Here is a 23,699-nt window from a genome sequence, read left to right as displayed (position 1 = left end):
AGCTCAACGAAGAAGTCGCCGTTATAAACGACAAAAACCAAAAACTTGCTCAAATCACCTCAATTGACAGGAAGTGACTATTGCGTAATATGGTCACAAACAATCCTCGATTGAAGGAATCTCAATGCCTCCCCTCCGTCCAATTGCTCTTTTGGTCATCGCCGGCTTATTGGCAGGTTGCGCGGTCGGTCCGGACTACCATCGTCCAGACGCTCCGCTTTCGGATCATTACTTGGGTCAGCCTTCTGTCGAACAGCGGCGTGGAGCGACGCCAACCACCCTTGTAGCTTGGTGGGAAGGCTTTGGTGATTCAGTGCTAACCGACTTCATCGCCAAGGCGCTTGAGCAGAACCTGGACCTGGCGCAGGCGTCGGCGCGAGTCACGCAGGCACGGGCCGGACTAGGTGCTGCAAATGCCGCTTTACTGCCCTCGGGGAACATCAGCGGACAGGCCGCGCGCTCCTACCAGTCAATCGAGACGCCGCTCGGCCAGGTGTTGAACTCAACGCCTGGCTATGATCGGTACGGAAGTTCCTACGAGGCCAACCTCGATGCTAGCTGGGAGGTGGACGTCTTTGGCGGACTGCGACGCGGACGCGAGGCTGCACTGGCCGAGTACCAGGCTTCCCAGGCGGGCGTCGCTGCCACACGATTGGCCATCGCCGCGCAGACCGCTGATATCTACATCACTATCCGCGGACTGCAGACCCGGCTGGACATTGCGAATCGGCAAGTCAAAACGCAGCAGGAGTTGCTAGAGAAAGTCCAATTGCTTTACAGCAAGGGGCTCGCCGCCAACTATCAGGTTCGCCAGACCGAGGGGGCGCTATCGCAGGTCCAAGCTACAGTACCGGCCCTGCAGACCGGCCTGGATGCTGCCATGAATGCGCTGGATGTCATGCTCGGCACGCCGCCAGGCACTCACCGCACGCAACTGGCAAGTGCGGGGAGCATTCCTGTAGCGCCGCAGTTAAAGGCGATGGGAACGCCGGCCGATCTGCTGCGCCGCAGGCCAGATCTCATCGTGGCCGAGCGCCGTCTTGCGGCCTCAAACGCTCGCATCGGGGAGGCGATTGCCGAGTACTACCCGAAGTTCTCTCTTAGCGCATTGCTGGGCAGTGCCACAGCTGTATCCGCAGGCAATCTTTTTACCAGCGGCGCCAGCCAGTCGGCGGGCGTATTGGGACTGCGCTGGAGACTCTTCGACTTCGGTCGCATAAACGCCCAAATCGACCAAGCCAAGGGACAGGAAGCCGAAACCCTGGCCGCTTACCGTCAGTCTGTGCTGCGTGCCACCGAGGATGTCGAGAACGCGCTCTCCTCACTGGTGAATCGGGAAGCTCAAGCAACCACCCTCACCGGGGGAGAGGCGTCTCTGACACAGGCTCGCCAATCGTCGTTCATTGCCTATGAGAAAGGCACGGCCAGCCTGATCGATGTCCTGCACGCTGACGAAACGATGCTGCAGGCTTCCGATGCCCGGGCGCAAGCGCGAACGGAATCGGCACGGGCGGCGGTGGCGGCATTCAAGTCGCTAGGTGGTGGCTGGCAACCTCCTGAAGCCCAACCTGTTGCGACACGATGACCTGACCAGGCGAGCTCAATAGAAACCAACCGGAGTACAGCGAAATGAAATCGAACGAGAATTCCTGGGTGCTCATCACAGGCGCATCAAGCGGATTTGGCGAGGAGTTTGCCCGGCAATACGCAGCGCAGGGAAAATCACTCGTTCTGGTAGCAAGAAGGCTGAGTAAACTCGAAGCGCTATCGGCGCAGTTGCGCGAACGCTTCGGCGTTGATGTGATCGTCGAACAAGTAGACCTTTCCTCGATCCCGGCGATCATCGAACTGCATGAGCGACTCCGCGAACGCAATATAGTGATCGATGTGCTCATCAACAATGCCGGTCATGGATTGCAAGGGCCTTTCCTGGATCAACCTCTGGATGAGTCCCTGGCGTTGATTGATTTGGATATCGCCAGCCTGACAGCCCTGACACGCCTTTTTGCGGCCGACATGCGAGCCCGCAAACGTGGGCACATCCTGATGGTCGCAAGCTTGCTGTCCTTCCAGGGCGTGAAGAATTTCGCCGTTTACTCTGCCGCGAAAGCCTATGTTCTTCGCTTCTCTGATGCGCTTCATCGTGAACTGAAAAATGACGGTGTCGTCGTTACCGCACTTTGCCCAGGGATGTCAGATACCGGATTTGCAGAAAGCGCCAAACAACGGATCACACCGGCCTTGAAAATGGTGATGATGCAGCCTCAACCCGTCGTGCGTGCAGGCATCCGCGCCCTGCAAGCCGGACGCATGAGTGTCGTACCAGGTTTTGGCAACAAGGCCATCACTGTCTTGACGTGGGCCACGCCACGTCGGTTTCATCAGAGCCTTATGGCGCAGGTGATGGGAGTCTGAGGGGGGTGACAAAGAGGCCTTTTACCTCAGGGGAAAGGCCCGAGATGTGTTCCTAAAGGTCGGGAGGCAACGCGTGCTCCCGACAGGACATTTATCGTGTAACAGCACTCAATTAGAAGCGGTAACTAACAGACGTACCGAGCCCGCTCGCACTGTTCTTATATTTGGCACTGTATGCACCTCTGGTCGGCGAGGTGTCGTTGACCTGCACGCTCTCTTCCCACAGGTAAGAGTAAGCAACATCGATCGTGACATTGTCCACCGGCGTCCAGCCAGCACCGAAGCTGACAACCTTCCGGTCGCCCGTAGGAATGCGCGGTCCACGATTGGTGTTATTGGCCGGTGACTGATCGACCGAAAAGCCTGCGCGAAGTACCCATTGATTGTTCAGTTGATATGCCGCACCGATAGCATGAGCCCACGTATCGTGCCAATTCTGTTCTTCGGTAATGGTGCCCAGCGCGCCGCTCAACGCAGGGGGTAAACCTGTGTTCTCGATGGTTAACGCTTTGAAGCGACTCCAGCGAGTCCAGGTGCTCCCCACGTATAGGGTCCAGTCGTTATTAAGCTGATGAGTCACCGAGAAATCCACTGACTCCGGGGTATCCACATCCAGCGAAGCGTCATAACTGCGGCCGCTGACCCCCAACACGCTAAAGATGCCGTCAGTGACCTTGGTCTTGGCATCCAATTGATAACTGACCTTGGAATGGTAGGTCATGCCCAAACGGGTTCGGTCTGTAGCCTGCACCAAGATACCGGCGTTAAAACCCAAGGCAGTGTCGTCACCCGTGCTTTTGAGTTTTCCGTCATTGCGACCAGGGCTAAGCGGATTGGGCACCATACCGGAAATTTCACCACCGATACGGTTGATGGTCGGACCGAACCCGATCGAAACTTTGTCGTTGAAGGCATAGCTGACAGTGGGCTGGAACGTAAGGGTCGTGACTTCGCTTTTGTTGGCGTAGTAACGCCCGGCGAAACCGCTGCCATAGTCAGTCATCAGACCGAAAGGCACATAAAAACCTACACCGAACGCCCAATGCTCATCGATCGGTTTGACGTAGTAACCCATAGGCACGGTGGTGGTTGGCACCATGTCGCCGTCTTCCTGGCCGCCGAATGTACTGCGGGTGTGGCTTATGTCGGACTTGGCGAAAAGAGTCGCCGCCCCCACGCTGACCTGTTCTCTTTTCAAGCGAGACATGCCCGCAGGGTTACCGAAGACCGTACTCGCATCTTCAGCGGCGGAAGAACGACCGGCAAACCCGGCCCCCATCCCACTGATGCTTTGTTCATTGAGAGCGAAGCCGCTTGCAAAAACGTTTGAGGATGCGAGCACGACAGCAAGGCCAAATGGGGTCTTGAGCACTATTTTTTTCATTGTTTGAACTCTATGGGTATCACTGAGATGAAGCACTAGAAACAGTGGACCACCATATTTATTCATGTGACCATATCAGTCAATGGTCACTTCACAGATAAATAAAATGCCCTTCGACGGATGGAAGAAGGGCAAAGTGAAAAGCCGTTTGGGATCTGACGCGTACCGCCCTATGCGATAAACCTTTAGCCAAAGGTCAAGGCATGAGGCTACGCAAGATGAGGTTGGAGGTGAGCGTAGGCGCCTCCTCGACGAAATCGAGGTTGTACTGCAGCAGCAAGGGGTTAACGAATGGCCGCAGTGCGAGATGTATCGCTTCTACTGTCTCGTCCAGCGGAGTCTTGCGTTCAAATTCGCCAATCTCTCGCCCCTCTCGCACGATTTGCAACACGAAGCGTTTGATCTGTGCGTCATAAGCCTGTGAACTGGGCCAGCTTTCCGACGCCGCAAACGCTGCAATGTCATAGAGTTTTCGGTCGTTAAAGAACAGATTCACACCTGTGGCGATCACCGTTTTGACCAAACGTCGAAAGCGCTCCGTCGGCGACAGGTCTTCTACATTGATAGCCTGCTCCACAGCCGCGACGATTTCTGCCAGACAATTTGCGCAGATGGCTTCACCGATCGCCTGCTTGGAATCAAAAAATTTGTAGATGTAGGCCTTGGAAAACCCGATGGCCTTGGCCAGGTCGGAAACCGTGGTTTTACCGTAGCCGTATTGACTGAAGTGTTCATTGGCTGCCGCGACAATCTGGTCTCGAATGTCGTGATCGGCTGGGCCACGGGGGCTGGGCGAAGAAGATATTGATGGCTGATTCATGGGGACAGCTTACTCACCCTATCGACGACTGACAACTTGTGACCGATAAGATATATAGTCACAAATCGAACGTTCGGAAACCACAGCTGATCAGATTTGAAACGGGTTGACGTTTGAGTAATCGAACAGGGCGGATTAGCGTTCCACAAGTCTATCGTCGCTAACGCTAAGTAGTTCCATACCTTTCGCCTCGTGCTGGTGACGAAGCTCAGCCCAGTCGATAAGGGCTGTCATAGCCGGGCCGAGTGCATGACCCAGCGTTGTCAGCGCGTACTCCACTCGCGGAGGTACCTCTGGGTATACGGTTCGCTGAACGATGTCGTCTTGCTGGAGCCCTTTCAACTGCTGAATGAGCATCTTCTGCGTGACATCGGGAATGAGCTTTTCCAGTTCGGAGAACCGAAGCGGCCGGCCTTTAGCGGCCATCAGCTCATTGATGATCACAATTTTCCACTTACCCTCCAGAACACGAAGCGTAGCGTTGATAGCGGCCGACCAAGCCTGCCGTCGTAAAGGGTTTTCACATTCCCACTCGCGCGCCATCAGTACTTACCTTTTGGTGGGTTACAGACAAAAACGTCGGTTCTTGCGGATGTTGCAGTATCGATAATAACGTATCCGGACTTTGAATCCTTGGAGGTGTTATGAAAATCGCAATCGTTGGTATTGGATCTATCGGCGCAACCCTTGCCCGAAGGCTTGTCACTGCCGGCCACGAAGTCAGTGTGGCCAACTCTCGGGGAAAAGAGACGGTAAGCGCTTTTGCCGAGGAAGCAGGAGCCGTTCCTTGTGACTTGCAAGATGTCTTCGATGGCGCCGACGCTGTGATTATTTCCATCCCCCAACCGGCCATGGCAGCTCTTCCTAAGAACCTGCTGGTCGCATTGCCATCCTCGGTTCCAGTGGTCGACACGAGTAATTACTACCCAGGCCTGAGAGACGAACGCATCGCCGCGCTGGAAAAAGGTCAAACGGAGAGCGTGTGGGTTAGCGGGCAGCTTGGCCGACCGGTGATCAAGGCCTTCAACAATATTCTGGCTTTTTCGCTGGAGAATCTTGGTAAGCCAAAAGGCGCGGACGGCCGTCTGGCTGTCGCAGTTGCTGGTGACGATGCAAATCATAAGCGTCTTGTGATGCAACTGATCGATGAAGTTGGATTCGAGCCGGTCGACAGTGGCAGCCTGGAGGACTCATGGCGTCAACAGCCCTGCACGCCAGCGTACTGCTGCGATTACACCGCTGATGAGATGCGTCAGGCGCTGAATGCCGCAGTCAAGGGAGCCGCGGCGCAGAAGCGAGAGGCGTTCAATACGCAACTCCCGGCGCTCTTCGCGAAAAATCCTTCGCATCATGACGTGGTTGAATTTAATCGGAGCTTCAACGAGGCCGGCTGAATTCCTCGTCCCCTATCCATCCGGCACCACGATTGTTGCAGCGCGGCACGCCACTGGTTTATTGGACAACATTATCTGATAGTCCTTAAGTGATAAGTGCAGCCGGCCTAGCTCGCCGATACCACGGCCTTTCCATGGCATCCGCTTTCAGGCGATAGCCGCCCTTGACTCCGTCAGCCACAGTCATAAGCGGACGGTCACTACTTGTCTCAACCGATACCGATAAGAGGCAATCCGCTAAACGCTCTTGTAAATCCTGCGCCATGCGTGCTATTTCGCCCTTTTAAAATCAGATCCCCCCTTAACCACCGCACAGCCCACTAGGCAGAACACGTGAACCATTCGACACTTACTGCCGCGCTGCTCTGTCTATTACTCGGCGCTCCCGTCAGGGCCGAGCAATATCAAGTCGTTACTGAAGAGTGGGCGCCGTACAACTACCAGGAGAACAATCAGCTCACCGGCATGGCCACGGAGATTGTTCGGGGCATAATGGCGTTGACTGGGGATGACTTTGAGGTGGTGCTGCTGCCCAGTATGCGAAGCACCCGCGCATTGATGAGCCGGCCCAAGACCATAATGTATTCCCTATTCCGCACGGCGGAGCGCGAACCGTTATACAAGTGGGTCGGACCGATCGTGGAAGAGTCCATTCACCCCTATCAGTTAGCCAATGCGCAGCAGCCGGTGAATTCCTTGGAGCAGCTACTGCACGCCCCACGGATCACGACGAGACATGCCGGCCTGATACCCGAGATTCTGCAGTCACGTGGCTTCAACAACCTTGAAAAAAGTGCGACCGAGAGCCTGCAGCTCTATCGCATGCTGCTAGCCGGGCGCACCGACATCATCATAGGCGACACTGATGCGGGGGTGGCTTACTACAGCCGCCAGTTGAACATCGCCCCCGGCACGCTGCGGCAGATTCCCATCGAGCTCTATCGCTCATCGCTGTACATTGCCTTCAGCCGCGACTGTGACGACGAACTGGTAGCCGCCTGGGCCAGGGCCCTGGAGCAGCTGCGCCACTCGGGCGAGTTGCAGCGCATCCAGGATCGATACAATCACCCCATCGGGCAATGAAAGCGCGGAAGCGCAAATCCGCTTCGCCAGCATAGCAAGCGTGGAATCCGCCCAAATCGACCTGGGTCCCCCGCCGCATCAACCGACAGCTGTCGATCACGTGTTGGACGGTGATTGCGGCGTATCGGGATTGAGTTGCTGACGTCTGAATTGCCCGGGCGGCTGGCCATGTATCTGGCGAAAGCGTCGGGAGAAATAAGCCTCGTCAGCGAAACCGCACAACCTCGCCACCTCCCCCACCGGCCGGGTTCCATTGAGCAGATAATTGCGTGCCGCGTGCATCCTGCGCTCGAGTACCAGCTCAGTGAAGGTCTTGCCGATTTCCTTGCGCAACCAGTGCGTCAGGTACGTTGGTGACAGGTAAGTCGCAGCAGCCACCTTGATCAGGTTCAGATCGGGGTCGGCAATATTCTTGCGCAAGTATTCGGACATCCTGCTTAGCGCATCGCGCCGGCTGACTTCGGCGGCATTCTCTTCGGCCAATCGTTTGAGCGGCTCGGCATACAAGGCACAAACGCTCCCCACCAGTTGCAGCAACAACCCCTTGAGCATCTCGCGGGTGCCGAACTGACGGTTCTCATCCAGGACTCGCATCTGTTCGATCAAGGCACAGACCTTGTTGAAATCCTCATCGGCCAGAATGAAATCCAGATGTTCCTGAAAGCGGAACGGTGATAACTCCGGGGCCAGCAAAATCGAGATTTCCTCCAGGTCCATCGGGTCGCACTGCAAATGCGGAAGCAGGAAGGTCTGGGAAAAATTGATCACCATGAAATTGCTGTCTGCCGGATGCGGAATCACGTGAACGCGATGCGGCAGGATGAAGGCCAGTGTATTGCGCGGAAACGGACGTTCGACGTTGCCGATGTGCTGCACGGTATCGCCACCGAGGTTGACCTGAATCTGGAAATACTCGTGGCGATGCGGGCTGGTTTCGGCGCGCCGGCCCTTTTTGTCGCGGATGTAAAAGTCCGTCAATTCGCTGCGTTGCTGCATGACGTAAGTGGGTACTCGACTCGGTGACGACATCGCCTGAAGATCCTCGACAGGTACATGGACAGGTTGTCGTCGCGCCGCGGAGCAGGCGGCGACGTCGCTGATTGTGAAGGCGGATACCGCTGGGTTCAACATGTCATCGGATGACACCAAAACACAGAGAATAAATTTTATCCATGTGTGATGTGTCGCCTGTCCAAAAAAACCACGCACAAGCACATATATTTAATTGTTTTAAAACAATAACTTATTAAACATTTTAGGCAAAAATGTGGAAATTGGCTGATTTGATTTTTCTTGGACACCTGCATTAGTCGCCTTTTTCATGAGAAAAAACGATCTAACGTCTCCGTTGATTTTGAGTGGTTGTACGACCACTGTGACAGGCAATGCAGCCCGACCCGTCCAAAAACAATCAAAAGGTGCGCACGTGATGAACCTACTTTTTTCCCTCGCCAACCCGCCCCCGACCGAGCCTCTGCGAAGGCGTATCTGAGCGCCTGACAGCGGCTGTCCGCGCCTCTCATTCAACTAGTGATAGCTCTGCCCCAGACTGGGGGCATCGGCTTCGGCTGCGCGCGAACATCTCGATTCTTCTAACAATAAAAAGGTCTACTCATGTCGAACTCGCAAACCTCTCCGTCCACCGCACCGTCGGCGAGTGCCGGCGCCCGGGACGCCCTGTTGCCTCAGCGACTGCCGACGCGTCGGCGCTGGTTCATGCTGTCGTTGCTGCTGATTGCAACCATCATCAACTACATCGACCGCGTGAACATCTCGATTGCGGCACCGTTCCTCGCCAAGGACCTGGGCCTGGACAAGATCGAAATGGGCCTGATTTTTTCCGCGTTTGCCTGGACTTACGCCCTCGCCCTGGTGCCCGCGGGGTTTGTTGCCGATCGCTTCGGTTCCCGCTTCACCTACGGGGTATCGCTGATCAGTTGGTCGACGGTCACCGTGTGCCAGGGCTTTGCCACAGGATTCGCTTCACTGTTCGGGCTGCGCCTGGCGGTCGGCGCCATGGAGGCTCCAGCGTTTCCGGCCAACAGCCGCGCGGTGACGGTATGGTTCCCGGCCCGCGAACGGGGCCTGGCCAGCAGCATTTACGTGTGCGGCCAATATCTGGGCACGGCTCTGTTTACCGGCGTGCTGTTATGGCTGGCCACAACCTATGACTGGCGCCATGTTTTCTACAGCACCGGGATACTCGGCATTGTGTTCGGTGTGATCTGGCTCTACTTGTATCGCGATCCGCTGAGCTGCAAGAACGTCAGCCAGGAAGAACTGAAGTACATCGAAGCCGGGGGCGGACTGGTCAAGAGCAGTCAGGAACGCACCCGGTTCAACTGGCGGCAGATCGCCGAGCTGTTCAGTTATCGGCAGATCTGGGCGATTTGCATCGGCAAGTTCGCCAGCACCTCGGCGCTGTACTTCTTCCTGACCTGGTTCCCGACGTACCTGATCGAAGAACGCAAGCTGACCATGATCAAGGCCGGGATCTTCGCGGTGCTGCCGTTCGTGGGTGCAACGGTCGGCATTCTGCTGGCCGGCATCATCTCCGACTTGCTGATCCGCCGTGGTTACTCAATGTCCTTCGCTCGCAAGTTGCCTTTGGTGGTCGGATCGATGCTGGGGATGTCGATTGTACTGGTGAATTTCACCGACTCGAATGTGATCTGCATTGCCGTGCTCACCATTGCCTTCTTCGCCCAGGGAATCGCTTCGTCGTCGTGGGCGGCCGTATCGGAAGTCGCGCCCAAGGAACTGATCGGCCTGACCGGCGGAGTCACCAGCCTGGCCGCCAACATCGGCGGGATCGTCACTCCGATTGTGATTGGCGGCATCGTCCACGCGACGGGCTCGTTTGCCTACGCCTTCTGGTTCATTGGTGGCGTGGCGTTGATGGGGACCTTGTCCTATTCGTTGCTGCTCGGTCGCTTGTATCGCATCGAACTCAAGGCGCGCTGAGTCAAATAAACCGTTTTTCTCCAACACAAAGCGGCATTCGTCCAACTTCGCAAAAGATTGCCGCCGTACGCTGACGCTTCTAACAGGACGACTACAAAAATGACGATGACCGAGTATGTGTTTACCCCGGATCTGCCCGTGACCTTGCCGGTTGCCGGCAGCCAGCTGCGCTTTCCCGTTGGCCGGGTATTTTGCGTCGGCCGCAACTACCCTTGGCCAGACACCCAAGGCCAGTCCCGCCAGCCGCCAGTGTTCTTCATGAAACCGGCGAGCAACGTGGTGGATGCGGCGGGTGAAGTGACTTTCCCGCCGTTGACCGAAGAGTTTGCCCACGAAATCGAATTGGTCGTGGCCATCGGTGAAGGCGGCGCCAATATTCCGCAGAGTCAGGCGCTGGCCTATGTGTGGGGCTATGCCGCCGGCCTTGATCTGACCCGTCGTGATGTCCAGCGCGCGGCCAAAAGCAATGGTTTGCCGTGGGAAGGTGCCAAGGTGTTCGACGGCGCCGCGCCAATGACCGCCATCGTGCCGGTCACGCGGGCAGGACATCCCGATGGTGAGTTGTGGCTGAACGTCAACGGCGAAGAGCGCCAGCGCGACAGCCTCGACAGCCAGATCTGGTCGGTCAGTGAAATCATCAGCCGCATCTCACAGTCAGTAGCGCTGCGGGCCGGTGACTTGATCATGACCGGCAGCCCGGCAGGCGTCGATGTCCTGCAACCAGGCGACATCATCAACGCCGGGATCGACGGCATCGGCCAACTGGAAATGCGCGTTGGTCAGCGACCTTGAACCCGGCTCACGCCCTCGTGAATTGAAAAAGGAGATAACAACATGTCCAGTCCTTTGAAAGTGGCCCTGGTCACCGGCGCCGGTAGCGGAATCGGTCGCGCCGTGGCTCTGGCGCTGATGGCCGATGGATTCACCCTGGTATTGGCTGGACGTCGGCCAGAGCCGTTGCTGGCATTGGTCGACTTGGCGCTCAGCGAAGGACACGAAGCGCTGGCAGTGCCCACTGATGTGCGCGATCCGGCCAGTGTCGACGCGCTGTTTGCCACCATTACCGAGGTATACGGACGCCTCGACGTGGTGTTCAACAACGCCGGGGTCAACGCCCCTGCCGTGCCGCTCGATGAGCTGACGTTCGAGCAGTGGCGAAACGTGATCGACACCAACCTCAACGGCGTTTTCCTCTGCGCCCGTGGCGCCTTCAGGCTGATGCGCCGGCAACAGCCACAGGGCGGACGCATCATCAATAACGGCTCGATCTCGGCCCATACCCCACGACCGTTCAGCAGCGCCTACACCGCCAGCAAACACGCGGTGCTGGGGCTGACCAAATCGCTAGCCCTGGACGGGCGGGAATTCAACATCGCCTGCAGCCAGATAGACATCGGCAACGCCCTGACCGAGATGTCGGTGCGCATGACCAAAGGCGTGCGCCAGGCCAACGGCACCATCGCCGTGGAGCCGATGGTGGACGTCAAGCACGTGGCCGATGCCGTGCGCTACATCGCCGGTCTGCCGCTGGAGGCGAACGTCCTGAACATGACCGTCATGGCCAGTGCCATGCCGTTTGCCGGTCGCGGTTAAACCGGCCTTTTTATTCCGCCACACGAGGTTTACATGAAGCCAGAAGTCTTGCAGCTCAGCCCGATCCTGATCCCCGAAATCAACGCGCGGCTCGATGAACTGTTTACCGTCAGACGCTACTTCCAGCAGGCCGACAAGCAGGCTTATTTGCAGGAACACGGCGCGAACATTCGCGGGGTGATCACCGGCGGGCATACCGGTATCAGTCAGGCGCTGATGGCGCAGCTACCGAAACTGGAAGTGGTGGCGGTCAACGGCGTGGGCACCGATGCGGTGGATCTGGCGTACGCCCGGGATCGCGGAATTCGCGTGACCGCAACCATCGGCGCGCTGACCGAAGACGTCGCCGACCTGGCCATCGGCTTGTTGATTGCCGTGTGCCGGGGTCTGTGCACCAGTGATCGTTACGTGCGTTCGGGGCAATGGCCCCAGAGCCCGACACCGCTGGCCCCGTTGCCGTTGGCGCGTCAGGTGTCGGGCATGCGCATCGGCATCGTCGGCATGGGCCGGGTCGGCCGTGCAGTGGCGACCCGGGCCGCAGCGTTTGGCTGTCCGATCAGTTACACCGATCTGCAGCCGATGAGCGATGTGAACCATACTTTCATCGCCGATCTGAAGCAGCTGGCCAGCAACAGCGATGCGCTGATTCTCGCGGCCGCCGCCGACACGGCTGAAGCCATCATCAATGCCCAGGTGCTGCAAGCGCTGGGCAAGGACGGGTATCTGATCAACGTGGCACGGGGCAAGCTGGTCAACGAGGTCGACCTGGTGGCGGCGCTTGCCGCCGGTGAGATTGCGGGTGCGGCGCTGGATGTGTTTGTCGATGAACCGAACGTCCCCGAGACACTGTTTGCCAACGAGAAAGTGGTGCTGCAGCCCCATCGCGCGAGTGCGACGCTGCAGACCCGCACGCGGATGGGAGAGATGGTGGTGGCGAGCCTGGTGGACAGTTTCGCCGGGAGAATACCCCAGGGCTCCGTGACTGACTGAAGGTTGGCCACCGAGGAGACGTTGCGTCCCCTCAGTGTCTCGGTGTCAGGTAAGCTGAGTCATTAATGCCCGGGCATTGGACTGCTTGGGCGTTTTACATCGCGTTTTCGCCTTACCGAGTCAGGGCTCGCAATGCGGCTCGGTTGAGGCAACCGGGGCGTACGCAGTAACAGACTGATTTGCGTTGCGCTGACCGCTCTGCTGAAAAAGTGGCCTTGAATTTCATCGCAGCCGTTTTCACGCAGGAAGGTTTGCTGCTCTTCGGTTTCGACACCTTCGGCAATGACCTTGAGCTTCAGTTTGTGCCCCAACGAAATCACTGCAGTGGCGATGGCTTTGTCGTTCTCGTTGTCAGGCAGATCGCGGACGAAAGACTGGTCGATCTTGAGTCTGGCGATCGGGAAGCTTTTCAATGCTGCGAGGCTGGAGTAGCCAGTGCCGAAGTCGTCGATCGAGAGACTGATCCCCATTGATTGCAGTTCCTTCATTTTGCTGATGGCTTGCTGAAGGTCTTGCATGATCAGACTTTCGGTCAGCTCCAGCTCAAGGTACATCGGGTCCAGTCCGGTTTCTTGCAAGGCATGCCTCACCCGGTCGATCAGGTCCCTTTCGATGAACTGACGCGCTGAAATATTCACCGACATGGTGATCGGCGGGCAGCCCGCATCCTGCCAGTCCTTGTTCTGTCTGCACGCGGCATGAATCACCCAGTCGCCGATGGGCACGATCAACCCGGTCTCTTCGGCCTGCGGAATGAATTTGATTGGAGACACCATGCCGAGCTCGGGGTGCTGCCAGCGGATCAGTGCCTCTACGCCGATAATCTGACCTGACTGCAAATCCACCTGTGGTTGGTACAGCAGCAGGAACTCGTCATGGCTGAGTGCGTTTCGAAGCCCGTCTTGCATGGCGAGCTTGCCCTGAACCTTGTTACTCATCTCGCTCGTATAGAACTGGTAGCTGTTGCGACCCAGCTCCTTGGCCCGGTACATCGCGGCGTCCGCGTTGCTGAGCAACGTGTCGGTATCGCTGCCGTCGGCTGGATAGGTGGCCAACCCCATGCTGCAGGTGACGTGGAGTGTATGTCCGCTGAGCTGAATCGGCCGCAGGATGGCTTCCTGGATTTTGTGCAGGGCTGGAGTAACGCCGTCGAGGTCTGAGGGCTGGTCGAACAGGATGATCACAAACTCGTCGCCACCCAGCCGCACGACGGTGTCGGTGCGGCGTACACACTCCAGCATGCGCTGCGCGACGGTTTTCAGCAGTTCGTCTCCAGCACTGTGCCCAAGGCTGTCATTCACCAGTTTGAATTTGTCCAGATCGAGAAACACCACCGTCACCAGCCGGCTGTAGCGCTGAGCATAAAGTATTGCCTGCTTGAGACGGTCTTCGAGCAGTGTGCGATTCGGTAGCCCGGTCAGTGCGTCATGGTCGCCCATATAGCGAATGCGCTTTTCGGTAAGTTGGCGTTCTATCGCAATGCCGGCAAGCGGTGTCGCCATATCGATCAGTCGCGTCTCGGTCGAGCTGGGGCTGCGTACGGTGTTGGAATACAAGGCAAACGTACCCAATACCTTTCGCTCATGGGACAGAATCGGCGTCGACCAGCAGGCGCGAAATCCATAGGGCGCAGCGGCTGAACGGTACTCCTCCCACAACGGATCCAGCTCGATATCCGTGACGATGACCGGTTCTCGTCGATACACCGCGGTGCCGCATGAACCGACGTTCGGACCGATCGCAATCCCGTCAATGAGCTGGTTATAGGCTTTCGGCAAACTGGGCGCTGCCCCGTGCAGCAGGTGCTTGCCATCCTCATCCAGCACCAGGATGGACACCATCATCCCCTCCAGTTGGGACTCGACCAGGTGAGCCAGGCTGTCGAGGACTTCTGCAAGCTCGGTGCTCCTGGCAATCAGCTCCAGGACATGACCTTGTCCGGCACGGATGACGGCTTCTTGCTCTAATCGGCTGTTCTGCAAGGCGAGCCGTTCTGTGGCGATACTCAATTGAACCGTTCTTTTTTCCAGCTGAAGTCGGTCTTTGAGGAATTGATTCACCGCGCGAGCCATGTTGCCGATCTCGTCTTTCCCATGTTCCGCCATCATCAAATGCGTTTTGTCAGTGCGCTCCTGACGCAATTGCCGGCTTATTTCATTCAGGCGTACGAGCACATGACGGCCCATGAAGACCCGGGTCACAAACCAGGCGAACACCAGGCTGGCGCCCAACATGATCAGCACCCATTGCTGGCTACGATTTGAGTCCTCGACCAGGCGCTGCAGGGCTTGGCGATAGTCTTCGGTGTAAGCACTGGATTGCGCACGGGCCACCGCGACCAGAACCCCGGCCTCATTCTTCAGTTCCTCATTGACGCGCTGTATGACGTTGTGCTGATTGATGAGCCTCAGGCGCAGGGAGAAGAGATCGGGCATCTCCACATTAGCGTCGGGTAACTTGCCTGTGGTGCGTGACAGACGCTCATATCGGATCCGCAGCCGTTGCACGGCATCACTGTCAACAGCCTGCGGCAGATCGAAAAGTAACACCGCCAGTTCCAGGCTGGCCCGGGTCTGAGTCGCGGTTAATCGGGCGGTGTGATCCTCCATGGTTTGCTCGAAGGTAACCTCGGTTTGCAGCAGGCTTTCTCGCAGCTGAGCAACGATGTTGGCGGTATTGCGGAACATCTGACTCGACTGATGCATGTCGAGTATCGCCACGCCACTGTTCGCGGCAGTCAGCTCCTGCACCAGTTGATCAAGGGCTTCAAGCTGTTCGACGGTCGCCGCATAGCTTGAACGCAGGGTGTCGGGGGAGCGGGTTGTCAGCAGCTGATCGGTCTGGCGTTCGATCAGCAAGGTACGCTGCAGCATGTCTTGCCCATTTTGCATGCGGACCAGTCGTTCATCCGTCAGCTGGCGGGTGGCGTTGTTTGACGTGCGCAAGGCGTAGACCGCAGTTGCACCACTCGCCAGGATCAGCAGCGCCAGCGCCAGAAACGCCAGCGTGAACTGTGCGCGTAGCGATTGCGGTAATAGCTGGCGTCCGAGCCGGGAAGTAACGTCCAATGTCAGGGATTCCATTGGTGGCGATAGATGTCTCGATAGCCATTGTCAGGGTCGTACTGGAATTTCTTCCCGCCGTCGAAGGCAATATTGTCGGCATTGACCAGGTGAATCGGCGCGACGAAGCCGCTCACCGGCTGACCTGCAAACAGCCGGTTCAATTCATCCATCACTTGCCAGCCATGCAGGTTGAGCGGCTCGGCCACGGTGACGGTCTGGTAGGTTTTTGCCTGTATGCGCAAGAAAGCCGAGGCGCTGCCATCACCGGCAGACAACAGACTGATGCCGTCACTGGGTATTGCGGCGTTGGTCAATGAGGCAATCGAGTAGTCGAAATAGATATCGTTGATGGCCAGCGTGTGGGTCCAGCGCTTGCCATAGCGCTGAAGCAGCTCCTTGGTGATCACCGGCATCTTCTCGCCACTTTCGGAGATCGCGACATCGCGCACTTCCAGCAACGTACATTCCTGACAGGCCCGAATGACGTTTTCCATGGCCTTGGCTTTCGCCATGGCGATGCTGTACTTGGAGTCGGTCAGGATGACCACACCGGCGTGTCCGTTTGACTGTGCCACTGCCGCCATGGCCGTGAGGCGAGCCACTTCGAGCGGGTCGGTCGTGACGTTCATGGCCACCGGCGTGCCGTCAATCGGACCGGGGCGCGCCCCGGCGTGCCAGCCAACCACCGGCACATCCCTGTTGGCGAAGAGAATCAGCGCCGCATTGTTCTCAAGGGCATCGGAGCCGCACAGGATGAGGCCATCGGGTTTCGCTGCCAGAGCATCGGAAAAGGCCTTTGCGCGCCCGGACGATGATCCAGCGCCATCGAATATCTTCAGCGTCCAGCCCATCACCTTGGCTGCCTCGCGAGCGCCCTGCGCGACACCGACAATTCCTCCGTTACGCAAATCTTCTGCGACAAGGGCGATGCTCTTGCCCCGCAGGGCTCGCGGGCCGGATTCAGGGCCGCTCCAGCGAACGGCTTCAAGGGTGGACCTGGAAACGATTTCCTGCGCTTGTATCACCGTAACCATGGCGTTTTCGGCACCCGCTGCGGTTGGCAGGTTCTGGCCGTATCCGGGAGTTGCCGTGCAAAGACAGAAAACCGTAATTGAAGCCGTCCAGAGTAGCCAGGGCCTGAATAACCAGGGCCTGATCAGGCAGGTTCGATCACCGCATGTGATGCCGGGTCTGGAGCAGATGGCGCGATCATAGTCTGGCATGGCGTCCCTTTTTGCCAAAAGTGCAGCGTTCACTATCCGAAAGGATAGTCGGTTCTGCTGTCATCAGGTCTTTTGTGGGAAAAGTGCGCGATATAGCCTGATACAAGCTTCTTATTCTTTTAAAGAAGTACAAATTGATTTTATAGTGCGTTTCAATCTATGCGCTGGAGTTGATACAGAAACGCCCCTTCAATTTGTTCAGGAGCCATGATGTCCGATCCAAAACCTCTGTTGTTTGCACTCTACGAACAAGCCAGTGTGGGCTGTGGAGGTGCGCCGAGCCTCTGGACGCATCCGGCTGACGAGCGCCTGGCAATCAACTCGTTGGGCTACTGGTCGAACCTGGCGCGCATTGCCGACCAGGCCAACCTCGATATGCTGTTCTTCGGCGATGTGCTGGGTTTCTACGACGTCTTTGGCGGCAATGCCGATGCCGCGATGAAATGGGCTGTGGAAGCTCCGGCCAACGATCCGTTGATGATCATTCCCGCCCTGGCCGCGGTCACCGAAAACCTTGCGTTTGGCGTCACGGTTACCACCAGCTATGAACACCCCTTCTCCCACGCTCGGCGTTTCAGCACCCTGGACCATCTCACCAATGGCCGGGTGGGCTGGAACATCGTCACCTCTTATCTGTCCAGCGCCGCGCGTAACTTCGGCCTTGAACAGATGATCAAACACGATGACCGCTACGAACGCGCCGAAGAATTTCTCGATGTGGTGTACAAACTGTGGGAAGGCAGTTGGGCCGATGACGCGGTGATCGCGGACAAAGCTCATCAGCTGTATGCCCGGGGTGATCGGGTACGGCCGATTAACCACGTCGGCGAGCACTATCGAGTCGCCGGGCCGCACCTCACCTCACCGTCGCCGCAGCGCACACCGCTACTGATCCAGGCCGGCTGGTCGGGTCGCGGTCGCGAGTTCGCCGCCAAGCATGCCGAGCTGATCTTCATTGCCAAATCCAACCCTCAGGAAATCCGTCAGGGCCTGGAGGACATATGGGCCAAGGCCCAGGCGCTCGGTCGCCAGCGTGAGGATGTGAAGTCCCTGACTGTATTGCGCATCGTCACCGCCAAAACCGAAATTGAAGCCCAGCGCAAATATGATGCGTTGCAAAGCAACTACCATCTTCAAGCGCAACTGGTGAGTTATGCGGGCGACACGGGCATCGATATCAGTCGCTATGCCGACAGCGATGCATTGTCGACCCACACCGAAGGGCTGACGTCCTATGTCATGCACCCCGATGGCAGTGGTAAGCCGTTGACCGCCGGGGATGTGAAACAACGCTTTGCCAAAGTCACCCGCGGCAGCGACCTGATCCTGGTGGGCACCCCGCAACAGGTAGCCGACCGGATCGAAGAACACGCGCGCATTTGCGGCACCAGCGGCTATATGCTCAATCCGCTGATCAGCCCTGGCACACTCGAAGATTTCGTGGAGTTGATCATTCCCGAATTACAGAAGCGCGGCCTCTACAGAACCCAGCCACAAAACGGTACCTTCAGGTCCAGGTTAAGGGCAGATGGCAGCAGCCATTTACCCGACTCGGCTTATGGCGCTTCATTCCGCTTCGGCAAGGCGCTATAGCCCGAAGGCGACTGCTCAAGTGTTATCAAGCAGTCGCCGAACGTTCGAGAAAAACGTCGCGGGGCATCAGCGTTTACAGCGTAAGAAACAGCGCCGAAGTCCAGATCCTGGATTGATCGCGCTGCCGGGCGCAGATGAACAATGGATGTTCACGGCCCGGCTGCAGATTCAGCTGCGCCAGCTCGATCTTCCCTTGCAGCTCGCGGGGCAGCGGCACAGAAGTTGTTCTTTCAAGGGATACTTTCAGTTCCGCTCCCGGCAGCTCTTCGATAATTTGTGATTGCGCCAGCAACTCCTCACCGGACAACTCCATCAGCACAGTCGGCGCGTGTACGTAAGGTTGCGGTTCAGACGGGTCGCCGACCTTGATGTAGTTGTCGATGCGGCTGTGGATCTGCAACGTCGCGCCGGCCAGCTGCGACAAGTCGATTTCAATACTGTCGGTGTCGCCGTTGGTGTCGGTGCGAAAGGCCAGAACCGTTGCATCCTTGCGCCATACAGTTTGCTCGGGGTGATCGAGTCCCAAGGCGCGAAAGCCACTGATGACCGCGCCCGTCACCCGAATCTCGCCGGTCCAGTAAGCGCCGCGATAGCGGTCCTTGATTCGTGCGCCCCCCAGACGCAGCCGAATACGTTGGGCGGAAAACCCCAGCTCCTGATGCAGATTGCGCGACCAGATCAGCTTGTCGCCATCGAACAGATCGACCTGCTCCCACCCCGCCTCGCCCAGCAGTCGATAGTCCAGCGTGGCATTCGAATCGGCCGTGAACACTTCACCCATAAAGTGCTGGCCCTGGCGCAGGCTGGCAAACGAACGCTCGCCAGTGGTGGCAAAGGTGCGACGGGCGCGAAGTGCTTTGCCGACACTGGCTCGGTCGAAGCCGTCGGCGACGACACCGGTCAGCCCGCCACGGGAGCCGAACACCGCCGTGGCCGGGACACCACCACCGCAACGGCCCTGATGCTCATCGCTGTTGGCAGCGGCACCGACCCAATAACCACGCTGAAGTGCTTCGGCGTAGACCCAATGGAATTGCCCCCAGGCCGAGCCAACCTCGATCAGACGCTCCAGCTCCGGATGATGCCAGTCGAGGTTGCAACGGCGTCCACCGACGTGAGGCATCATCAGATGGCCTTCAGGATCCTTGGCATAGGCCGCGTACAACTCGTCCACCGGCCAGGCGCCCGGTTTGATGGTGCCGGCGGTGAACTCGTTCCATTCGAAGGAACGCACCAGCCGTCCTTGATTGTCGAAAGGAAATTCAGGTTTGCGGTCATGCAGGAACACCACATTACGGTCGCCACCCGCGCAAGAATTGCCGCACCATTCGGTGCCGGGATAACAAACAAATCGACCCGGTTCATTGAGCTCGTGAATCAGCTGGACCGCCTGATCCCAGCGTTGCTCAGTGATATTGAAATCGTTGGCGGTATAACCGAGTACGTCGAGACCGGCAACATCGCGACCGTAGCTGAGGTTGTAGAGCGTGTCGTTCGTGCCCACGGTGTCATCGGAGTGCACATGCAGATCGGCGTACAGCGGGCGCAATGCCGTGCCGGCCGGATCGACCGTGACAAACGCCTGGGCCGCGCGCACAACAGGTGCCGCCACCTCGGCCGACAAACGCCACTCGCCCACTGCACCAAGGTCAAAACCTTCAAGCCGGGCAGTCGCCCAACCTTCAGTTGCCAGGGTGAACGGTTGTTGTCGTTCGCCCCCTTCAGGGTCAACGAGGGTCAGCACGCCCTGGAGCGGCAAGTTGCGGCAGGTGTTACCCCAGGCATCATCCACCCTGAGCAAAACGTCGAACGCCTCACCCGCGCTGACTAGACGAGGAACAATCAACTGCACACTTTGCGCCGGCCCCGGCACGATGTTCAGCAGCGGATCGCCCGGCACCTCGGCAAATTTCGAGCTGCCCAGTGGGTCGATGAACAAACGGAAGCGAAAATCTTTTTCGACGAAACTCTGCACCCGCGTACCCGCGCCGCCCTGACGACGATCGCCCAGGCGAATGGTGATCTTGTCCCCCGGGTTCAGGTATCCGTCGATGATGTCGATGATGATCGCTTTCTGAAATGGCCGTTCATGACCCTTCTGATCGAAGCGCACTTTCAAGTGCTGCACCGTGGCCTGGCTCTGCCCAGGGACCAGCTCACCGGCTTGATATTCGGCGCTGACATAGTTGGGGCCGGCCGGATTCGAAGTCTGGAACAAGGCCCAGTCAGAGTAGAACTTGAAGGCCAGTTTCAGCCAGGCGCCGTCCGCCAGACCGCTGCCACCGACCTCATAGACCAGTGTAATTTCATCCCATTGCCCAGCAATCAGCGTGTCACGATCACAGCCGATGCTGCCCAGGAACGGGCGTTTCTTGTTGCGTTCGTAGAGGCCTTGCGGGGCAATGTAATGCCCGGCTTCGCGGGGATCGAAAACGTTACTCACATGACACCTCGTGCAATGGTCCAGTAAAGATTTGAAGGGTTCGAAAACAACGCTTATTGCACGCGCCATTTCTGGTAGTGACGCTCGATACGCCTGAACACAAAACTCTCCATCAGCCAGGCAATCAGGCCGATCAGGACAATACCCAGCAGCACCTGACTGCTGTTGCCGATCTGCCCGCCTGTCGACACCATCCAGCCAATGCCTTGGGACGCACCGATCATTTCCGCCGCGACCAGCGCCCGCCAGCCCTGGCTGAAGCCAATGCGCAAGGCTGCTGTCACGAAGGGCAATGAGGCCGGCAGGTAAACGTGGGCCAGCAATTGCCAGGAATTGGCGCCCAGAGTGCGTGCCGCACGGACTTCACCGCCGCGAATACTCTGCACGCCCTCCTGAATGGTCACCGCCATGGGAAACATCGCAGCAATGAAAATCACCAGCACGATGGAGACATAGCCCAGGCCGAAAATGATCATGATCAGCGGCGCCCAAGCGATCGGCGGGATGGCCATGAACAGGCTGTTGAGCGGCGAGATGAAATCGCGAAACCGCGAGGACAGCCCTCCGGCCGTACCCAGCAGAATCGCGACGATCACTGCCGCACAGAAACCACCCACCTCTTCGAGGACACTGGCCCTGAGGTGCTGCCACAGCGAACTGTCGCCCAGCCAGCGCACAGCCTCGCGGGCGACGTCCCAGGGTTGCGGCAAGATGTAAGTGGGAAAGCGGCTGGCCAGGGCGATCCAGATCAACAGCAGGAATGGCAGTGACGCCCATCCCCAATTGGCTTTTGGCAAGGACATGGCGAACTCAGCGCGAGGCTTTTTCCAGGTAGGAGGTATCCACGATCTGGTCGGTCTTGAGCGTGGTATCGATAAAGCCCAGGTCGTGGGAGTAATTCATCAGGCGCTGGATGAACTGAATATCCGAAGCCTGCAAGTCCGCGGACCAGCCCAGTCGCGTCCGCGCTTGGGCGACGATGGTTTCTGGAGCAATGGTTTTGCCGTCAACGCCTTGCACCGGCTCGAGTTTGAATGCCTCTGCGATAATTCGATTCGACTCGGCCGGATGTTCGTTGAGGAAAGCGATGGCCTTGCGATGAGCGCGCAGCAGCTTCTCCACATCGTCCGGTCGCTCCTGCAAGGTTTTGGGTAACGCGATCACCACGTACCACGGGTATTCAGGCAACGCCTGGTTTACGTCGAGCAGAACCCGGCTCGACCCGCGCAACAACGACTGGCTGACAAAGGGCTCCCAGGAAAACGCCGCGTCGACGATGCCACGTTCCAGTGCGGCATTCATGTTGCCGGGCGGCATATCGATGATGTCCAGATCCTTGTCAGGATTGAGCCCGGCCTTTTCTTTCAGGACATAACCGCGCAGCAACACATCCATGCCACTGCCCTTCTTGACCCCGGCCAGTTTTTTTCCCTTGAGATCATCCAGTTTCGTAATCGGACTCTTGGCGTCGACAATCACCGCAGCCTGGCCGTAATTGACCTTCGCCAGAATCCGGCTTTGCAGCCCCCGGGAAAACCATTGGTACACCGGTGGCGTACCGACGTAGGCAACGTCCAGCTCGCCGGCTGCCAGTGCCTGTTGAATGACCGGACCATCCCCCAACGCCTTGAGATCGACATTCAAGCCTTCCTCGCGGTAGTAACCCTGTTTGTCGGCGATCAACGCCGGCGCGTTGGCCATGGCGAAGACATAACCCACACGCAGGGGTTTCTCTTCGCCTGCCATGGCGAATGTGCTGCTTGCCAGTGCGGCAACAGACAATGAAAGGGCAAGCAGCGAGCGTTTGATCATGCTGTCAACTCAGGTTGGCGGGTTGGATAAGCGGTGGCTGCAGACACTTCCATGACCTGGGAAATGCGCTCCATCAGCTCATTGCGGTAGTCGAGGAAGGCCGGCAAACGGCGGGTTTTCAGATTGGAGCGAGGCCGCGGCAGATGAATATTCAGTTCGCTATGGATACCGCCTGGGGCGATGTTGAGCACGATGACCCGATCGGCCAGGAACACCGCTTCGTCGATATCGTGGGTAATGAACAACACCGTCTGGCCCAGCTCTGCCCAGATGCGCAAGGTCTCTTCATTCATGCTGTTGCGACTGATGGCATCCAGCGCGGCAAATGGCTCATCCATCAGCAACACGCTGGGTTCGAGTGCCAGGGTTCTGGCCAGGGAGACGCGCTGCTGCATTCCGCCAGAGAGCTGATGCGGCAACCGATGCGCCGCATTCTCCAGACCGACCAGGCGCAGGTACTGCAAGGCTTGAGCCCGCTGCTGCGATTCGTTGGCCTGAGCCGTCATCCGTAGACCGAAACGGACGTTTTCCAAAGCGCTCAGCCAGGGGAACAACTGCGGCGCCTGAAACACATAACCCAACTCTGAACGCTCCGGACGCACCGCCGTCTGATTGATGCTGATCTGCCCGCTCTGAGGTTGCTGGAAGCCTGACAACAAATTCAGCAAGGTGGTTTTTCCGCAGCCGGAGGGCCCCAGGATCGCGACGAACTCACCGGGTTTAGCGTTCAGACTGAAAGAGGTAAACACCCGATGCCCATTGGGGTAGCTGAAGCTAATGTCATCGACCGTCAGCGCATCGGCTTGCTGTATGTAAGAAGTGGTTTCGAGCATGGCAAGTGTCGTCGGGTCGTTTACAATGGGAATACCTGACATAATACGTATTAATACATGTCATCCCAATAACCTATTTTTATAACC

The 23,699-nt window shown here is 57.8% G+C and carries 19 protein-coding genes; 9 read left to right on the top strand and 10 right to left on the bottom strand.

Annotated features, from left to right (window positions below; translation table 11 throughout):
- Positions 1-124 precede the first annotated feature (124 nt).
- Positions 125-1,585: an efflux transporter outer membrane subunit gene (locus tag ACZ9BB_RS08205; RefSeq protein ID WP_476213309.1), complete on the top strand. Its 1,461-nt coding sequence runs from the start codon at positions 125-127 to the stop codon at positions 1,583-1,585.
- A gap of 44 nt (positions 1,586-1,629) precedes the next feature.
- A complete protein-coding gene (locus ACZ9BB_RS08200) occupies positions 1,630-2,415 on the top strand; it encodes an SDR family NAD(P)-dependent oxidoreductase (protein ID WP_476213308.1) in 786 nt (261 codons plus the stop codon).
- A gap of 112 nt (positions 2,416-2,527) precedes the next feature.
- Here the strand turns inward: ACZ9BB_RS08200 and ACZ9BB_RS08195 are convergent, their stop codons facing one another.
- The 3 genes from ACZ9BB_RS08195 to ACZ9BB_RS08185 all read right to left on the bottom strand — a co-directional run bounded on the left by ACZ9BB_RS08195 (position 2,528) and on the right by ACZ9BB_RS08185 (position 5,162).
- A complete protein-coding gene (locus ACZ9BB_RS08195) occupies positions 2,528-3,799 on the bottom strand; it encodes an OmpP1/FadL family transporter (RefSeq protein WP_476213307.1) in 1,272 nt (423 codons plus the stop codon).
- A gap of 196 nt (positions 3,800-3,995) precedes the next feature.
- Positions 3,996-4,619: a TetR/AcrR family transcriptional regulator gene (locus ACZ9BB_RS08190; protein ID WP_476213306.1), complete on the bottom strand. Its 624-nt coding sequence runs from the start codon at positions 4,617-4,619 to the stop codon at positions 3,996-3,998.
- A gap of 135 nt (positions 4,620-4,754) precedes the next feature.
- Positions 4,755-5,162, bottom strand: a complete 408-nt coding sequence (locus ACZ9BB_RS08185; protein ID WP_476213305.1) for a winged helix-turn-helix transcriptional regulator — start codon at positions 5,160-5,162, stop codon at positions 4,755-4,757.
- A 101-nt stretch (positions 5,163-5,263) separates the two neighbouring features.
- Between ACZ9BB_RS08185 and ACZ9BB_RS08180 the strand changes: the two genes are divergently transcribed.
- Positions 5,264-6,013 carry an NADPH-dependent F420 reductase gene (locus ACZ9BB_RS08180; RefSeq protein WP_476213304.1) on the top strand — a complete coding sequence of 250 codons (750 nt, stop codon included), beginning with the start codon at positions 5,264-5,266 and terminating at the stop codon, positions 6,011-6,013.
- Positions 6,014-6,346: 333 nt separating this feature from the next.
- Positions 6,347-7,096: a substrate-binding periplasmic protein gene (locus tag ACZ9BB_RS08175; RefSeq protein ID WP_476213303.1), complete on the top strand. Its 750-nt coding sequence runs from the start codon at positions 6,347-6,349 to the stop codon at positions 7,094-7,096.
- 96 nt (positions 7,097-7,192) lie between these two features.
- On the opposite strand, the gene ACZ9BB_RS08170 is transcribed toward ACZ9BB_RS08175, so the two are convergent.
- Positions 7,193-8,125, bottom strand: a complete 933-nt coding sequence (locus ACZ9BB_RS08170) for a helix-turn-helix transcriptional regulator (protein WP_476213302.1) — start codon at positions 8,123-8,125, stop codon at positions 7,193-7,195.
- A gap of 585 nt (positions 8,126-8,710) precedes the next feature.
- On the opposite strand from ACZ9BB_RS08170, the gene ACZ9BB_RS08165 reads away from it, so the two are divergent.
- The 4 genes from ACZ9BB_RS08165 to ACZ9BB_RS08150 all read left to right on the top strand — a co-directional run bounded on the left by ACZ9BB_RS08165 (position 8,711) and on the right by ACZ9BB_RS08150 (position 12,643).
- Positions 8,711-10,060: an MFS transporter gene (locus ACZ9BB_RS08165; RefSeq protein ID WP_476213301.1), complete on the top strand. Its 1,350-nt coding sequence runs from the start codon at positions 8,711-8,713 to the stop codon at positions 10,058-10,060.
- Between the two features lie 99 nt (positions 10,061-10,159).
- Positions 10,160-10,852, top strand: coding sequence for a fumarylacetoacetate hydrolase family protein (locus ACZ9BB_RS08160; RefSeq protein WP_476213300.1), 693 nt, complete (start codon positions 10,160-10,162; stop codon positions 10,850-10,852).
- A 42-nt stretch (positions 10,853-10,894) separates the two neighbouring features.
- Positions 10,895-11,653, top strand: coding sequence for an SDR family oxidoreductase (locus tag ACZ9BB_RS08155; protein WP_476213299.1), 759 nt, complete (start codon positions 10,895-10,897; stop codon positions 11,651-11,653).
- 33 nt (positions 11,654-11,686) lie between these two features.
- Positions 11,687-12,643: a 2-hydroxyacid dehydrogenase gene (locus ACZ9BB_RS08150; RefSeq protein ID WP_476213298.1), complete on the top strand. Its 957-nt coding sequence runs from the start codon at positions 11,687-11,689 to the stop codon at positions 12,641-12,643.
- Between the two features lie 62 nt (positions 12,644-12,705).
- Here the strand turns inward: ACZ9BB_RS08150 and ACZ9BB_RS08145 are convergent, their stop codons facing one another.
- Both ACZ9BB_RS08145 and ACZ9BB_RS08140 read right to left on the bottom strand, forming a co-directional pair.
- On the bottom strand, positions 12,706-15,726 hold the full coding sequence (locus ACZ9BB_RS08145; protein ID WP_476213297.1) for an EAL domain-containing protein: 3,021 nt from the start codon (positions 15,724-15,726) through the stop codon (positions 12,706-12,708).
- The gene (locus ACZ9BB_RS08140; protein ID WP_476218239.1) at positions 15,714-16,733 is read right to left on the bottom strand and encodes a substrate-binding domain-containing protein; all 1,020 of its coding nucleotides are present in this window, start codon (positions 16,731-16,733) and stop codon (positions 15,714-15,716) included. The genes ACZ9BB_RS08145 and ACZ9BB_RS08140 overlap by 13 nt, the downstream gene beginning before the upstream one ends.
- A gap of 408 nt (positions 16,734-17,141) precedes the next feature.
- Between ACZ9BB_RS08140 and ACZ9BB_RS08135 the strand changes: the two genes are divergently transcribed.
- On the top strand, positions 17,142-18,524 hold the full coding sequence (locus ACZ9BB_RS08135; protein ID WP_476213296.1) for an LLM class flavin-dependent oxidoreductase: 1,383 nt from the start codon (positions 17,142-17,144) through the stop codon (positions 18,522-18,524).
- Positions 18,525-18,597: 73 nt separating this feature from the next.
- On the opposite strand, the gene ACZ9BB_RS08130 is transcribed toward ACZ9BB_RS08135, so the two are convergent.
- From ACZ9BB_RS08130 to ACZ9BB_RS08115, 4 genes are read right to left on the bottom strand one after another with little or no spacing between them, the layout of a single operon-like run.
- On the bottom strand, positions 18,598-20,967 hold the full coding sequence (locus ACZ9BB_RS08130) for a CehA/McbA family metallohydrolase domain-containing protein (RefSeq protein ID WP_476213295.1): 2,370 nt from the start codon (positions 20,965-20,967) through the stop codon (positions 18,598-18,600).
- A 53-nt stretch (positions 20,968-21,020) separates the two neighbouring features.
- Entirely contained in the window at positions 21,021-21,770 is a 750-nt protein-coding gene (locus ACZ9BB_RS08125; protein ID WP_454186292.1) for an ABC transporter permease, read from the bottom strand.
- A gap of 7 nt (positions 21,771-21,777) precedes the next feature.
- On the bottom strand, positions 21,778-22,779 hold the full coding sequence (locus ACZ9BB_RS08120) for an ABC transporter substrate-binding protein (RefSeq protein WP_476213294.1): 1,002 nt from the start codon (positions 22,777-22,779) through the stop codon (positions 21,778-21,780).
- Positions 22,776-23,612: an ABC transporter ATP-binding protein gene (locus tag ACZ9BB_RS08115; protein ID WP_476213293.1), complete on the bottom strand. Its 837-nt coding sequence runs from the start codon at positions 23,610-23,612 to the stop codon at positions 22,776-22,778. Before ACZ9BB_RS08115 ends, ACZ9BB_RS08120 begins: the two co-directional genes overlap by 4 nt.
- Positions 23,613-23,699: the final 87 nt, after the last annotated feature.

This window comes from Pseudomonas sp. TE3552, from assembly GCF_056278945.1.
Note: the sequence above shows the minus strand (reverse complement) of the source record. Positions and strands in the feature narration are given on the sequence as shown.

Bases quoted from the DNA above. Each gene is read 5' to 3' on its own strand.
- ACZ9BB_RS08205 (WP_476213309.1), top strand. From the start codon at position 125: ATGCCTCCCCTCCGTCCAATTGCTCTTTTGGTCATCGCCGGCTTATTG.
- ACZ9BB_RS08200 (WP_476213308.1), top strand. From the start codon at position 1,630: ATGAAATCGAACGAGAATTCCTGGGTGCTCATCACAGGCGCATCAAGC.
- ACZ9BB_RS08195 (WP_476213307.1), bottom strand. From the start codon at position 3,799: ATGAAAAAAATAGTGCTCAAGACCCCATTTGGCCTTGCTGTCGTGCTC.
- ACZ9BB_RS08190 (WP_476213306.1), bottom strand. From the start codon at position 4,619: ATGAATCAGCCATCAATATCTTCTTCGCCCAGCCCCCGTGGCCCAGCC.
- ACZ9BB_RS08185 (WP_476213305.1), bottom strand. From the start codon at position 5,162: ATGGCGCGCGAGTGGGAATGTGAAAACCCTTTACGACGGCAGGCTTGG.
- ACZ9BB_RS08180 (WP_476213304.1), top strand. From the start codon at position 5,264: ATGAAAATCGCAATCGTTGGTATTGGATCTATCGGCGCAACCCTTGCC.
- ACZ9BB_RS08170 (WP_476213302.1), bottom strand. From the start codon at position 8,125: ATGTCGTCACCGAGTCGAGTACCCACTTACGTCATGCAGCAACGCAGC.
- ACZ9BB_RS08165 (WP_476213301.1), top strand. From the start codon at position 8,711: ATGTCGAACTCGCAAACCTCTCCGTCCACCGCACCGTCGGCGAGTGCC.
- ACZ9BB_RS08160 (WP_476213300.1), top strand. From the start codon at position 10,160: ATGACGATGACCGAGTATGTGTTTACCCCGGATCTGCCCGTGACCTTG.
- ACZ9BB_RS08155 (WP_476213299.1), top strand. From the start codon at position 10,895: ATGTCCAGTCCTTTGAAAGTGGCCCTGGTCACCGGCGCCGGTAGCGGA.
- ACZ9BB_RS08150 (WP_476213298.1), top strand. From the start codon at position 11,687: ATGAAGCCAGAAGTCTTGCAGCTCAGCCCGATCCTGATCCCCGAAATC.
- ACZ9BB_RS08145 (WP_476213297.1), bottom strand. From the start codon at position 15,726: ATGGAATCCCTGACATTGGACGTTACTTCCCGGCTCGGACGCCAGCTA.
- ACZ9BB_RS08135 (WP_476213296.1), top strand. From the start codon at position 17,142: ATGTCCGATCCAAAACCTCTGTTGTTTGCACTCTACGAACAAGCCAGT.
- ACZ9BB_RS08125 (WP_454186292.1), bottom strand. From the start codon at position 21,770: ATGTCCTTGCCAAAAGCCAATTGGGGATGGGCGTCACTGCCATTCCTG.
- ACZ9BB_RS08120 (WP_476213294.1), bottom strand. From the start codon at position 22,779: ATGATCAAACGCTCGCTGCTTGCCCTTTCATTGTCTGTTGCCGCACTG.
- ACZ9BB_RS08115 (WP_476213293.1), bottom strand. From the start codon at position 23,612: ATGCTCGAAACCACTTCTTACATACAGCAAGCCGATGCGCTGACGGTC.